Source organism: Streptomyces sp. NPDC093071, assembly GCF_044754545.1.
GTDB lineage: Bacteria > Actinomycetota > Actinomycetes > Streptomycetales > Streptomycetaceae > Streptomyces.
The window spans coordinates 73,151-86,133 of record NZ_JBIVPH010000002.1; the positions used below are offsets into that span (position 1 = coordinate 73,151).

The 12,983-nt window shown below is 70.8% G+C and carries 14 protein-coding genes and 1 pseudogene; 5 read left to right on the forward strand and 10 right to left on the reverse strand.

Annotated elements, in window-relative coordinates; translation table 11 throughout:
- Positions 1-528: 528 nt before the first annotated feature.
- On the forward strand, positions 529-735 hold the full coding sequence (locus tag ACIQD7_RS06200) for a hypothetical protein (protein WP_402439842.1): 207 nt from the start codon (positions 529-531) through the stop codon (positions 733-735).
- 187 nt (positions 736-922) lie between these two features.
- Here the strand turns inward: ACIQD7_RS06200 and ACIQD7_RS06205 are convergent, their stop codons facing one another.
- Positions 923-1,486 carry a hypothetical protein gene (locus tag ACIQD7_RS06205; protein WP_402439844.1) on the reverse strand — a complete coding sequence of 188 codons (564 nt, stop codon included), beginning with the start codon at positions 1,484-1,486 and terminating at the stop codon, positions 923-925.
- 347 nt (positions 1,487-1,833) lie between these two features.
- Between ACIQD7_RS06205 and ACIQD7_RS06210 the strand changes: the two genes are divergently transcribed.
- Positions 1,834-2,061 (forward strand): hypothetical protein, encoded by a 228-nt coding sequence (locus ACIQD7_RS06210; RefSeq protein WP_402439846.1) that lies wholly within the window; start codon positions 1,834-1,836, stop codon positions 2,059-2,061.
- Between the two features lie 585 nt (positions 2,062-2,646).
- Here ACIQD7_RS06210 and ACIQD7_RS06215 read toward each other — a convergent pair.
- Positions 2,647-3,003, reverse strand: coding sequence for an FG-GAP repeat domain-containing protein (locus tag ACIQD7_RS06215; RefSeq protein WP_402439848.1), 357 nt, complete (start codon positions 3,001-3,003; stop codon positions 2,647-2,649).
- A gap of 45 nt (positions 3,004-3,048) precedes the next feature.
- Positions 3,049-3,216, reverse strand: coding sequence for a hypothetical protein (locus tag ACIQD7_RS06220; protein ID WP_402441400.1), 168 nt, complete (start codon positions 3,214-3,216; stop codon positions 3,049-3,051).
- Between the two features lie 39 nt (positions 3,217-3,255).
- On the opposite strand from ACIQD7_RS06220, the pseudogene ACIQD7_RS06225 reads away from it, so the two are divergent.
- Positions 3,256-3,689: pseudogene (locus ACIQD7_RS06225) on the forward strand (ISAzo13 family transposase); the annotation flags it as partial.
- On the opposite strand, the gene ACIQD7_RS06230 reads toward ACIQD7_RS06225, so the two are convergent.
- Positions 3,673-4,047, reverse strand: coding sequence for a hypothetical protein (locus ACIQD7_RS06230; RefSeq protein WP_402441401.1), 375 nt, complete (start codon positions 4,045-4,047; stop codon positions 3,673-3,675). The pseudogene ACIQD7_RS06225 and the gene ACIQD7_RS06230 sit on opposite strands and share 17 nt — an antisense overlap.
- Positions 4,048-4,353: 306 nt before the next feature.
- On the opposite strand from ACIQD7_RS06230, the gene ACIQD7_RS06235 reads away from it, so the two are divergent.
- Together ACIQD7_RS06235 and ACIQD7_RS06240 are read left to right on the forward strand one after the other, a co-directional pair.
- Entirely contained in the window at positions 4,354-5,508 is a 1,155-nt protein-coding gene (locus ACIQD7_RS06235; RefSeq protein ID WP_402439850.1) for a pyridoxal-phosphate dependent enzyme, read from the forward strand.
- Positions 5,509-5,533: 25 nt separating this feature from the next.
- Entirely contained in the window at positions 5,534-6,220 is a 687-nt protein-coding gene (locus ACIQD7_RS06240; protein WP_402439852.1) for a transcriptional regulator, read from the forward strand.
- A gap of 279 nt (positions 6,221-6,499) precedes the next feature.
- On the opposite strand, the gene ACIQD7_RS06245 is transcribed toward ACIQD7_RS06240, so the two are convergent.
- From ACIQD7_RS06245 to ACIQD7_RS06270, 6 genes are all read right to left on the reverse strand, one after another.
- Entirely contained in the window at positions 6,500-6,685 is a 186-nt protein-coding gene (locus ACIQD7_RS06245; RefSeq protein ID WP_402439854.1) for a hypothetical protein, read from the reverse strand.
- 237 nt (positions 6,686-6,922) lie between these two features.
- On the reverse strand, positions 6,923-7,123 hold the full coding sequence (locus tag ACIQD7_RS06250) for a hypothetical protein (RefSeq protein ID WP_402439856.1): 201 nt from the start codon (positions 7,121-7,123) through the stop codon (positions 6,923-6,925).
- An 85-nt stretch (positions 7,124-7,208) separates the two neighbouring features.
- Entirely contained in the window at positions 7,209-7,469 is a 261-nt protein-coding gene (locus ACIQD7_RS06255; protein WP_402439857.1) for a hypothetical protein, read from the reverse strand.
- Positions 7,470-8,562: 1,093 nt separating this feature from the next.
- Positions 8,563-9,369, reverse strand: a complete 807-nt coding sequence (locus ACIQD7_RS06260; RefSeq protein WP_402439859.1) for a pyridoxamine 5'-phosphate oxidase family protein — start codon at positions 9,367-9,369, stop codon at positions 8,563-8,565.
- Entirely contained in the window at positions 9,366-10,751 is a 1,386-nt protein-coding gene (locus ACIQD7_RS06265; RefSeq protein ID WP_402439861.1) for a globin domain-containing protein, read from the reverse strand. The genes ACIQD7_RS06260 and ACIQD7_RS06265 overlap by 4 nt, the downstream gene beginning before the upstream one ends.
- 1,485 nt (positions 10,752-12,236) lie before the next feature.
- Positions 12,237-12,899 carry a helix-turn-helix domain-containing protein gene (locus tag ACIQD7_RS06270; protein ID WP_402439863.1) on the reverse strand — a complete coding sequence of 221 codons (663 nt, stop codon included), beginning with the start codon at positions 12,897-12,899 and terminating at the stop codon, positions 12,237-12,239.
- Between the last annotated feature and the right edge of the window lie 84 nt (positions 12,900-12,983).

A 12,983-nucleotide genomic window follows, 5' to 3' on the forward strand; every position in this document is an offset into this window, starting at 1 on the left:
CGGGCACAGTCGACGCTCGACCCGGCGGCAGGGGGTCGACCTCGCGTGCCGGGTGGTCGACGGCAAGGCGGAATCAGTGACCATGAAGCTGGACGTACGGATGTCCGGCACGCAATCGAAGGGGGCCGGCCGGATGCCGGCCGGCTCGCCGCCCTCGTAAATCCGGAAGTCGGGGAAGGGTGGCGCCGGGGCGTAGCAGGCCGTCCTCGCCCTCAGGGAACCGAAGAGGGTGAAGGCCCGGCAGGCAGGCGTGTCGGGAAGGGATCGTGCCAGATCAGCGAGGTGGTTGGTGAGGTGTACGAGGTCGCGTTCGAGGCCGTTACGAGGCGACCGTACCGCTCGCAGTCATCAACGAGCGGCTCTGACAGGGCCGTAGGCCTTCGTGTCGGACCGGCGCCGGGCATGATGGGCACCATGACCACACCGAGCACCGGCTGGATCACCGTCACCGCCCACGAGAACCTGCCAGGCTGCCCCCGGCCGATGGCGGCCGTTCGCGCTTGACCGCGCGATCGGGGCATCGACTGGATGCCGTTCGACCAGACCGAGGTCCGCTGGGACCTGGCCTGCGGTGCCGGCGTCGACGGCCGGTGGCACGGCTGGTTCGACGTCCGCACCCACGCCGACGCGCTGCGACGTCATGGGCTGCATCCCGAGCAGTCGACCGCCCGGATCACAGCACCCTCTCCGCCCGGCTGGTGGCATGCCGCAGCCGAACGGCACGCTCGCTGGTGATCCGCTTGTGAAACGGGCCCTGCTGGTCTCGTCTCCGTAGCCGCCTGGCCCTCAGGCCGGGCGCGGACGAGACCGATGAGACCGGAGCTGAAGCGGCTGCGGGGTCCGCGGTCACAACAGCCGGCCGAGGGGGCGGGAGAACCGAGTCTTCACCCGCTCACCGTTCACCACCGCGGCAGCGTGCGTGTCAGCTTTGGCGGGGACGGCGGTAGGGCTTGCGCGGGCGCCGGACCGTGTCGGTACCCACCTCGGCGGTGCCGGCGGAAGAGAACAGACTGGACGCCCCCGGGCGCGCGAGTACCTGCGCGCGGTCCTGGCCCTGGGTGGCCGGCTTGGCGGTGGCGCGTCGGGCGGGGGCTGCGGCGCGGGCCAGGATGCGGGCGTGGGGGATGTGGGGTGCGCACGTCGCGCAGACTTCTTCGACGATCCAGACCTGTCCGACGATCGGGTCGTGGCGCAGGATCAGTACCACCTCGCCCGCGCACAGCGTCTTGTCCCCCGGGTGCGCTTCGCAGCGTTCGGCGCGGCAGTGACAGGCGGCGTTGGGCCGGACGGTGGCCGCCTTGGCGTGGGCGGCGGCGTGCTGCGCGGCGAAGGCGCGCAAGGAGGCCAGGTCGCGGGAGCGGGCGGGCATCGTGCACGGCGAGGTGCAGGTGACACTGACCGCGCGGTCGCTGTGTCCGGTCAGGCGGACGGTCCAGGCGCGTCCGGGCACACGCGCGGTCGAGGGTTCCAGAGGAGTGGTCGTCACGCGGGAGGGTCCGTTTCGCTAGGGGGTCGATCACGGGCCGGGTCCACCATGCGCTCTGCGCGGGCGGCCGGGTCCACGGGTTTCCTTCCCCCCAGGCGCGTCGCGCAAGCAGGACGGCGTCGTCGCGCATGTCCTGTGCGGGCTCGTGGCCGGTAGGTCCGCCGCAAGGACACCCACGCCGAGTACGGCATGCCCCGTCGCCTGACGCCGACCGGCGGTACCCGTGAGGCTTCGCGCGGATGGAGCAGACCCCCGGCGTGTGCATGGGGTGTCTTGAAACCCGGGACGGGCCTGGCCGCTTGTCCGTAGACTCGCCAACCGATCTCCCTCTCCCCCAAGGGGTGGCTGTGCACCAGCGTGAGTCCACCGGCCCGGCAGCCGACAGCATTCCGATCTACACGGCACTGGTGCGGGAATGGGGGGACGTGCCCGCACAGGTTCGGCAGGCGGCGGACGAGTGCCTGCGGATGGCGGAGCGGGCGGTCGACTTCAGCTCCCTGCACGCCGGTCGGACCAGCCCGCCGTCTGCCGGCTGGGACGCCTGGCAGCGATTACCCGGACCGCAGCGGCGCTGAGACGAGCGCCCGGACCCGCGCTCGGCCCGGCAGGTGATCAGTGGACGTGGAAGTCGGGCGGGGTGGCTGTGCGCGGGTCCGGGATGTCCGTGGCCGGGGCATCCGCGTGCCCCTATTTCTTTGGTCGAGGCGATCGGGCCGGTGTCGGGGGGTCTGGCGGTGTGGCTGTCGTGAGTGCTGACGTGTCGGTACGGGGGTCGATCGGTGAGGACATGCGTCCGTACGGCTTCTGTGCTCACCCGGTCGTGATGGACTCGATCGACGAGCGTGACCGTCCGGTGCGTGGCGGGGGTGTTGAGGTTCAGCCCGAAACGGCCGACTGGGGTTCGTGGAAGGTTTTCGTCGCGGAGCATGGCGAAGAGGACGTCGGCCGGCGTCCGGCGAGGCAGAGCAGGGCCTGGGCGTGGCGTTTGCCCCGGGTGATGTTCCTGTCGTAGTGGGCCCGGGTCGCCGAGGGCGGCGGACGGGAAGCTGGATCCGTCGCCGGCGTCGGTGAGGATCCGTGCTCCGGTCCTGACGCCGATCCCCGGCGGGGACGAGGAGGGGGCCATGAGCGAACCGGTCCGTTTGAAGCACGGACAGCGCTCAGGCGACGTGGTTGCAGTAGCGGCCCTGGTACTTGTACGGGCTCGTCGTCCGACGGCTGAAGGGGGCGGTGGCATTGCCCGTCGAACGGTGGACGTGCGCGCCGTACGCGCCGCTCGTCCCGTACGCGATCAGGTCCGGGCGCCCGTCGTTGTCGAGGTCGCCGGCGCCGACGAGCCGGGAGTGGGCGCCCCAGCCCGCCCCGATCCTCACGCGGGGGGCGAAGCCGCCGCGGCCGTTGCCCCGGTAGAGCCGGAGGATGCCGTAGGTGTCGCGGGCGACCATGTCTCCGGCGGCCGTGCCGGCGATGTTCCCGACGGCGGTGATGCGGTCGTAGATCTGCCAGCCCGTGCCCACCTCGGCTCGCGTGGCGAACGTGCCGTCGCCCCTGCCGAGGTGAAGTCACCGCACGCCGGAGCCGTCGACCGCGATCAGGTCGCCGACGGCGGCGCCTCCGGCGTTGCCGACGGCCTCGATCTGCTCGTAGATCCCCGGCCCGCGCCGACGCGAGTGGTCTCGGCGGTCCAGATGTCGTCGTATTGCGGCCAGTCCCGGAGGTCGTCGCGCCACAGCAGGCCGTTGGAGTGCCGGGCGAAGTCGGGCATGCCGGTGAGCATGCACGACTTCGCCGGCCCGAAGCCGGGCAAGGCGATCCCGTACGGAATTTACGAGCGGCGGCGAACACCGGTCGGGTCGGCGGCGGCACGGACCACGACACCGCCGCGTTCGTGGTGGAATCGATCCGCCGCTGGTGGCACGGCCAGGGCCAGGTCGCCCACCCGCAGGCAACACGGCTGCTGGTCACGGCGGATGCGGGTGGTTCCAACGGCTACCGCACCCGGGCCTGGAAACTCGAACTCGCCTGCCTCGCCGCCGGAACGGGACTGACGATCACCGTCCGGCACCTGCCGCCGGGCACATCGAAGTAGAAAGAGATCGAGCACCGGCTCTTCCCCCACGTCACCATGAACCGGCGGGGCTGCCCGCTGACCAGCCACGAAGTCATCTTCCGGTCCACCGCCGCAACTACCACCCGGAGGGGATCCTGCAGTCGTGTGCGCTCAGCACGCGGCAGATCGGTTCGACACCACCGGAGCGGTTTCGGTGGTGTCGATGAAAGCCACGAGCGCGTGTGCGGCCGGCCGGGCTCGGCCGCGAAGAAAGCGCCGCGGTCTCGATGATCCCCTTCGCCCGCTTCATCCCGGCGTTCTCCTTCTTCAGTTGCTTCAGCCCGGCCGGCTCCTCGCTCGTCGTGCCCGGCCGGGCGCCTGAGTCGACCCGGTCCTGCCGGACCCGCTTGCACAGCTTCTCGGTCGTGCCGCTCGCGAGCTTGGACGCGACCGCTTTCATCACGGCCCACTCGACGCCGCGGTCGGGCCGTACCCCGGCGACCGTCCGCACCGCATGACGGCACGGCTCAAGCGGGCAAGGGGGAGGCCCTGCCATGACTCGACCCTCTGCGTGATCGGGTCCCTACCGGACCCGGGACGGCTCGCTACCGCCGTCGATCGAGCTGACGCGAACGGCCGACCCCGAGGTGACGAGCACACAGTACGGTCGGAACCGCTCGGCGATGTGGCACGTTGACGAATGATTAGACTCACTGTCTAAAATTGGAAGTCTGATCTATCACAGGAGGGGCAGAGTGCCCGCCGGGCCGTAGGCCCAGGCGACAGGGCCACGAACGAGGAGAAATCGGAACCGACCATGAATGCCGGACAGCGCTTGGTCGCCACCACCCCCGGTCTGCACGACCGGTCCGGAAAGCGCTACCCCCTGGATGACCCCCGCTGGCGGGGCGAGGACGGCGGTCCTCTGGCCGTCAGCGCACTGCCCGGCTTGCGTCCCGAGCAGATCGACACCACCGAACGGTCCCTGTGGCGCTATCACGCGGTACTGCCCGTCGAGGCCGCCCGCCGAGTGAGCCTGGGCGAAGGATGCACGCCGATGATTCCGGTCGACTGGGCGGGCCAACGCGTCCACTTCAAGCTGGAGTGGTTCAACCCGACCTCCAGCTTCAAGGACCGGGGCGTATCGGTGATGATGTCCCACCTCGTGGCACACGGCGCCGAGCGCGTACTGGAGGACAGTTCGGGCAACGGCGGATCCGCCGTGGCCGCCTACGCCGCCGCCGGCGTCCACGCCAAGATCATCGTTCCCGCCGCCACCTCGGAGTCCAAGGTCCTCCAGACCCGTGCCTACGGAGCAGAGGTCGAGCTGGTGGGCGGCACCCGCGACGAGGTCTCGGACGAGGCGATCCGCCAGTCGGAGCAGATCCCCTACGCCAGCCACAACTGGCACCCCATGTTCCTCCAGGGCACCAAGACCATCGCCTACGAGATGTGGGAGGCCCTCGGCTTCACCGCTCCCGACAACGTGGTCCTGGTGGCCGGCGCGGGCAGCAACGTCATCGGGTGCGACCTCGCCTTCGGCGAGCTGCTCGGCGTCGGCCAGATCGACCGGCGCCCACGCCTGTTCGTCGGACAGCCCGAGCACTGGGCGACCATCGCCGACACGTTCAACGGCGTCGACCCGGCCAGCCGCGGCGAACGGGTACCGACGATCGCCGAAGGCGCGTCGATCGCCCGCCCGGTCCGGCTGCTCGAGGCGGTGGAGGCCATCCGCCGTTCCCACGGATCCGCCTACGCCGTCCCGGAGGCGGAGATCCACGCCGCGGTCCGCGCACTGAGCGCGCGGGGCCTGTACGCCGAGCCGACCAGCAGCGTCGCCGCAGCGACCCTCGACCACTTCCTCGCGACGGGCGACATCGCACCGGGCGAGACGACCGTCGTCGTCCTCACCGGTGCGGGGCTGAAGTCCGCCGAGAAGATGGCCGCTGTATTCGCCGGACCCGCGAATTGAACCCGCACCGAGAAAGGAGGGCGGGATGACCGACCACTCCCAAGGCGGTCCCACCGTCGAACACCCCGCGAGGAAGGACGGGTCCCCCGCGACGCAGGAGGAGCACCTCGTACGGGAAGTCGAGCGCATCGCCGTCGCCATCGGACGCATGTTCCCGGGCCTGTGCGAAGTCGTCCTGCACGATCTGCGCCGGCCCGACAGCTCCATCCGCGCCATCGAGAACAACCTGTCCGGACGGCAGGTCGGCGACTCCGCCACCGAGCTGGGACTGCGCCGCGTCTCTGATCCCGGCCACCCCAGTGTCGTCCAGAACTACAGCAACCGGTTCCCCGACGGACGTCCGGCCAAGAGCACCTCGATCGGCATCAAGAACGCCGACGGGCGTTACATCGCGGCCCTCTGCCTGAACCTCGACGTCAGCACGCTGTCCCCACTGGCGCTGACCCTGGCCAACCTCGTCGCCACGGACGTCGAGCGCTCGGGTGGGACACTGGAGACGCTGCGCGACCGCACCGGACGCGAACTCCGATCGGCCATCGACGCCTTCGCCGCCCAGCACTCCAGCACCCCTCGCAGCCTCAACCGCGACCAGAAGCGCGAACTGGTCCGGCATCTGCACCGCGAGGGGTTCTTCGAGACCCGCAGTTCCGCACAGCTCATCGCCGACCGACTCGGCGTCTCCCGGGCAACCGTCTACAACTACACGAAATAGACACTCGTGACGCGGCCGCGGCTGACCGAGGGCGGCTGTTCCCGCAAGCGCGGAGAGCAGCAGCACGCATCGGACTCCGCGAGATGCACGTGGGGACCGTCCCGCGGGCGCGGGGAGCACTCTCCGGGGTGGCCACATGGGCGACTTGCAGGAATGGTCGCAGTCGGATTCCGGGAACGGTCACGGCTGGTCGCCGTGGGAAGTACCGGCGAGATCCGGGAACAGTGCCGACGGCTCGCAGCGGTGCGTGCCGACCGGAGCTGTCGCCTTCGGGACGGATCAGGGGAGCACCCCTGCGGGTGGGTGTCCCAGGTCGCTCGGGCAGGTGAAGACGTGCGGGTCCCGGTCACGGCCGAAGCGGGGGCGAGTGGGCTGGGCGACGGGCTGGCCGCCCCGGAACGAGACCGTCCCCCGCAGCACCCGCCGGGCCAGCGGCGGCGTCCCCGCGGCCGTGGTCACGGCCATCGTCAGGATGATCGGTGCCGCCTGTGCCACCCCGGAGTACGGCAGGGTGCGTCAGGGCCCGTTCACGTCGTAGACCAGCCTTTCGGCAGCAGTTCGGAAGGGACCCGCTCGTGTCCGACGCGGTGGTGAAGGTGCCGGCCCGAGGTTGCCTGGCCGCCGACCCGCCCGCTGCTGTCATGGCTCGCCGCCACCACCGAAGGGAGGACGGAACCGTTCCTCCTGCGGTCCTGCGCAGGGTCAGGAGCGGGACCAGGGTCGGCGTCTACCGGTGGTGGTGTGGGTGGTGCGGGCGGTTCCGATGCCGGCGAGGTGGAGGGCCAGGGCGGTGAGGCCGAGGAGCATGACGTTGGTGGAGGAGAAGACGTCGTTGGTGCCGATGTCGGCTGCGTTGATCAGGAAGGAGATGAAGAACAGTACGGCGGCGGCCATGCCGAGCATGTGCGGGTCCTTTCGGGAGAGTGCCGTACGCGCGTGTCCGCGGTGTTCCGTCGGGTGCGAGAGCGGCACGGGAGGCGGGGACGGGTCAGACCTGTTGCGGGTGGCCGGCATCGCCTTCGACGACCAGGCGGTCGGTGCCGGACTGTCGGGCGCGTTCGACGATGGTGACGTCGACCTGTCCGTCGCCGGTGGTGTCGAACTGATAGAGATCGGCCTTCCCGTCACCGGTGGTGTCGGTCATCCACACGTCGGGCTTGCCGTCACCGTTGGTGTCGGCGCTGAGGACGACATGGTGCTCGTCGCCCTGGGTCTCGACCACTTCTTCGGCGTGCGCTGAGGTGTCCATGACCGCCGGATGCCCCGGAGTGAGAAACGGAAACAAGCACGGGCCGAGGAGGTGGTGGGCAATGGGGTGACGCTTCGTCCGCTGCGCTCACCGCAGCCGTAGAACCGTTGCCCGGGGGTCGGGGCCTTTCGCTGTGCTCCGGCCCGCAGGTGACGGGTCCGCCGCACTCCCCGCCCTGGCGGCTCCTTCCGACCGTGTCCGCGGTTCTGCTTCGGTCCTCTGCTGCGGACAGGCTGATGGGGAGATGCCGGGCAGTCGGGTTTGGCCGGCCTGGTCTTCGGGGTTCAGGTACGGGCCCAGGGTTTCACCACGGGTGGCGGACCCTCCACGGCCGGGTCAGGCGAGACGCTCATGGCCGGCACGTACGCGCTGGAGCCGTTCGCGGACGGCCGGGTACTCGTCGTGGTCCCGACTTCGGATCTGCCGGGGCGGACCGCTCAGGGGTGGCGCCCGGTGGGCTGCCGGAGCCCGATGGTCGCGGTGTGTTCACCGGAGGACGATCCCGTGCTCGACGGGCTGGGGAGACGGACCACCACCAACCCGATCCCATCCGCCCCGGGGGTCGGGCACGGGCCCGTGGTCGTGCTCGCCGGGTACGCCTCGCCAGTGGACCTCGAGGACACCACCCCTCCCCGAGGAGCCGGCTCAAGGTTCGCGGCCCGCCGGAGGCCGCACTGGCGGGCGGGGACGGCTCCGCGGCCGGCGCGTGGACGGGCTTCGGCCTCTCGGTCGCGGACGAGGCGTACGGCACCGCTGGTCATCTCGGCCTTCCGCGGACGACGATCCACGACAACGCCCGGGTACCCGCCGACTTCCGGCTCCGGCTGACCCCGACTCCCGGATCCTCGCCGCGTTCGAGATCGACGTGCCGGAGATCCGCGCCCCCGCCCTGGGCGAGTCGGAGGACACCCGGCGTAACCGGCGCCTGACGCTGCCGCAGACCGCGCTTCTCTTGATCAGAAGCTCACGGGGTTCACCCGTCGATGATGCAGCGGCCCCGGCGAACACCGGAGCGTCCGCGCGCGATGTGGGGCTGACGTCGTCGACGGGGGAAGAACCCGGGCGTCTCGGCCGGCCCCTTCCCCCGTGCCGGTCACGCGGTCACCCTTCGGCGGAACCAGCCGCTGAACACCTGCTCCCCCGCCTCGGCCGAGCGCCGCTCCGCCCGCTCCAGGGCCTTCTCGGCCTGCGCTCGCCACGTCGCCGCGTCCGCGCGCGGTGGCGGCAGGAACGAGCCTCGCTCCGGTGCTTCCGCCGCGGCTCCGAAGAAGTCCCCGCCCTTGCGCTTGAAGTCGTCCGTTCCCCACGCGCGGCCGGAGTCGCGGCGAGGTGCTTTCCGCAGGTGCGGAATGTGCTTGGCGCAGTGGACGTACGCCTCCTCCACCGCGACCAGCACCCACACCCGGGCCCGACGTCCGGGCACGGGGTCGCACGTCAGTCCGGCGTGCGCGTCGCGCATCTCCCCGTCGTCCAGGACCCGGGCCGTGCCGTTGACGTGGAGCCCGATGCGGTCCTGGAGGAAGTCCATCACCAGGAGGCCGACGTGGGGGTTCTCCCCGATGTTGCCGAGACTGGCCTGGACTCCGTTACCGCGGTACTCGGGATAGGCCAGGGTCCGGTCGTCGAGGACGTGGAGGAAGCCGGGCGGACCGGCGCGGAAGGTGTTGTCGCACTCGCCCCGACGGTCGGCGGTCGCCAGGAAGAACATCTCCTGGCGCGCCACGAACTCCTGCATCCGAGTGTTGAGCCGGTCGAGAACCTGCTCGGCGTAGAACTTGTCGGCCCGCTCGGTGGTGCCCGTGAGCTGCTGGACGAGATGCTCGCCGTCACTCCCCGGACGGGTGGTGCGCGGTGGCGGTGGCGTCGCCTGCCGGCGCTCGGTCTGTTCGAATGTGCTCAATTCCTTGCTCCGACCAGTTCCTCGATGGAGTCGTGCCGTATGCGGTGGGTGGGAACACCGATGCCCAGCAGGGTGTCGACGCCGCGGCGGATCATGCCGGGCGGACCGGACAGGTACGCGTCGTAGGTGTGCCAGGGGCCGTACTCACGGACGGCTTCAGGGAGCCGGTGGCCGGGGGCGCCGCCGTGGCCGTCGTCGACGATCGGCCGCACCGAGAGCCACGGGTGCGACCGCTGCATGCGGAGCATGGTTTCGATGTCGTACAGGTCGTGGCCACGGCGCGCTCCGTAGAACACCTGGACGGAACGGCGGCGGCCGTGCCGGGCCACGTCCTCGACGAGGGCCTTGATGGGCGCGATGCCGGTGCCGCCGCCGAGACACAGCAACCCGTTGTCGGTGTGGTGGTCCACGGTCATCGATCCGGTGGGGGCGCCGAGGCGGATCACGTCCCCCGGACGGGCGCGGTGCACCAGGGCGTTGGAGACCCAGCCCGCCGGAACGGCTTTGACGTGGAACGAGAGCAGCCCGTCGGTGCGTGGCGCGGAGGCGAAGGAGTAGTGCCGCCAGACGCGCGGCCACCAGGGCGTCTCGAGGGCGGTGTACTGGCCGGCGAGGAAGGGATAGGGCTGGTCGGGGCGGACGGTCACGATCGCTATGTCCGGTGTGCGCATCTCGTGCGCGACGACCTCCGCCTGCCACCAGGCGGGGGCGCGCAGCTCGTCCTCGGCCGCCGCGTCGATCATGATCTGGGAGATCGTGGTGTAGGCACCGACCCAGGCGGCCTCGGTTCGCGGCCCCCAGCTCCTGGGGGCATGGCCGGAGAGGGCGCCGATGAGGCATTCACCGACGGCGGGGTAGTGCTCGGGAAGGGTTCCGTACTTCCGGTGCCCGCGGCCGAGGTGGGACAGGTACGTCGTCAGGGTCTCGGTGTCCTCCGCATGGGTCGCGGCGGTGAGGAGCGCCCTGAAGAGGCGGTCGCGTTGCGCGTCCATCGCCGCGGGGAAGAGGGCACGCAGGTCGGGGTGGCGGAGGAAGAGCAGGGCGTAGAAGTGCGAGGTGACCTTGTCGGCGATCGGCTCGATCTCGGCCATGGTGCGGCGCAGGAGGGCGGCGTCGGACATGTCCCCCGGGGCGGGTGCCGACCCGGAAGGCCGGGTCCGGGGCCGGGCGGGTGACTCGTGTGCCGTGCGAGTCCGGCCGGTACCGCTTCCCACCGGATGTACCGGTGTGACCGGGCGGCCGGGTGCACGGCTCGCCGTTTCCCGGGACACCTCCCCCTGGTGCTGCCGGGGGTTTCGGCCGAACCAGCCCGCGTCCCGACTGCCGTCGGCACCGTCGCCGGACCTGTCCCCGTCGGCCGACGTGGTGGTCGGAGCATTCATCGGTTCGCCTCGCCTCGAACGTCTTTTGGTCGGCCTTCGTGCTCGGGACCCGCATGTGCCCCGTTTTCCCTTCCCGTCAAAATCCCCGGCGCTTTGTCCCCTGTCTCTTCAAGTCCGGCGGCTATGCACAGCACTTGATGCCCGACGGACGTCCTGACGCCCGGACGAGATCGACCATACCCCGCCGTCGTGAATCCATGAGTGGGACCTTCACTCAAGTACCGAACCGAAGTTTCACCTGGTCAGCATCGTTCGCGGGCCCAGGAAAGTGGCCCCTGTCACAATTTACCGACGGGTTCGGGCGATACGACGAGACACCCACCGGATGATTATGAGGAATTCACCGTCCCAAAAGCGGCGATGTGATCCGATCCCTCCCCACAGGGCGCGCCAATCCTTCACCATTCCCTTACCGCCCCCTTTTCGAACCCGGCTTGTCCTTATCGGAGGACCAGTCGAATCGGGGCGGTCGACGTGCCCACAGGTTTGCCGTCACCGGCGAGGCGGCGGGGCCCCGTGGCGACGGGCCGTTCCGGACTCCGTACGCGCCGTTGAGCGATCGTCAGCCGGCCTCGTGATGGTGGGCGGTGGCTACGGCGGGGGCGACCGGAGGGCCGGGCGTTTCCCGGGTGAGCGCGGCCGTGCCGGGATCACCCGTGGAGGAAGCCGCTCAGGCCCCCTCCACGTCGTGGTGCCGTTCACTTCGGTTCCTCGGCGCTTCCGCGATAAGCAGGGGGCGCCGACCGGGATCGCGCGGCCCGACGGCCGACTCCCCGTGCTGCCGGGGGGGGGGAGGGCTGAGAACGTGCCGGTCTCCACTTCCCGGTCATGCGGCTCTTCTGGTTCAGGTAGCTGTGGACGAAGGCTTCCTGGTTGCCATGGGGCCTGATGCGGACCCGGTCCCGTGCTGCCTCGATCCGCAGCCGGTCCCGGGCTCGCCCCGTATCCGTTCCGGGGAGGGGGAAAGCGAAGCGTGCGAAGTGCTTGGCCCCCGCCGCATTCGCGCGGACTCGCCATCTCGTGCGAGCGGTCGAGGTGGAAAGGCGCGGGTTCGAGGCCCTTCACTGCCGAACGGGGTGGCGAAGCGCTTGAGCGGCATTCGAGGGATCACGCGCGGCCGGCCACGTGACGCCCGGCCTCAGGACGGAGTTCCTCGATCCGGGCGTCGAACCGCGCCACGGTCGGCCACCGATCGGCAGTCCCCGTTCATCTGTCCAGTGTGGCAACCAGGCCCGCGGCCCACCGACCACTCCGGGCGGGATCGGCCTGCTCGCGGGGCGCGGTGCCGTGCGGGGCGAAGGGGCGGCGGCGATTCGGCGGCCACGTCCCCGTCGTCTTCGGGCTCGCCTTCGTGGTGCGGATCCCGGGGGCGGGCGCCGCCGGAGCGCCACCGTGACGGCCCGCCGGACGGGGCCGAAGCACGGGATCCGTCACCAGCGGGATCCGCTGAGCAGGCGAACAGGGGCGGTCGAAGCAGCCCGGCCGTCACAGGCGAGGCGTCCGCTCCGCAGCAGGCACTCGTTCGGTCGTCCTTCTGCCACCGGCTCCGCGACCAGCGGACGGCCGGGTGCGCGGGCGCAGACGTTCTCCCTGAGGCCCGAACATGATCAGATACTCGACCGGTCCATCGGAACCGGCGTTCGCGACTCCGTGGAGGACGCGGGTGTCGAACTCGACGACCTCCCCGGCAGCCAGGACGAGGTCCTGATCACCGAGTGCGAGCCACAGCCGCCCGTACAGGACGCACAGCCACTCGTAGCCCTCGTGGGAAACCTGCCGGGGCCGTCCGGACGGCTTCTCGACAGCGGGCAGGACGTGCTTGTGGGCGTGCAGGCCGCCGACGTACCGGGTCAGCGGCAACACCGCCTTGTCGTCGCCGAAGCCGCGCGGCACAGTGCTACGGGGCTCGGGCGCAGGGACGGGGGCGGTGCCGGCCAGCTCGTCCAGGGCGACTCCGTATTCCTTCGCCAGCCGCAGCACCACCTCCAGGGTGGGCTTGCGACGGCCGGTCTCCATTCGCGACAGCGTGCTGGGCGAGATGCCGGTGGCGCGGCTGACATCGGCGAGCGTGACGCCACGGCGCTCGCGCACGCCCCGCAGCCGCGGCCCCATCGCCGCCAGGGTCCGGGCCACGTCGCCACCGGCCACCGTCCTCGTTCCTTCCCCTCCCACACTTCACCGCCCTGCCCCGCAACCTTGCCAGAACGGCAACGCCGATCGCGCCGACCGACC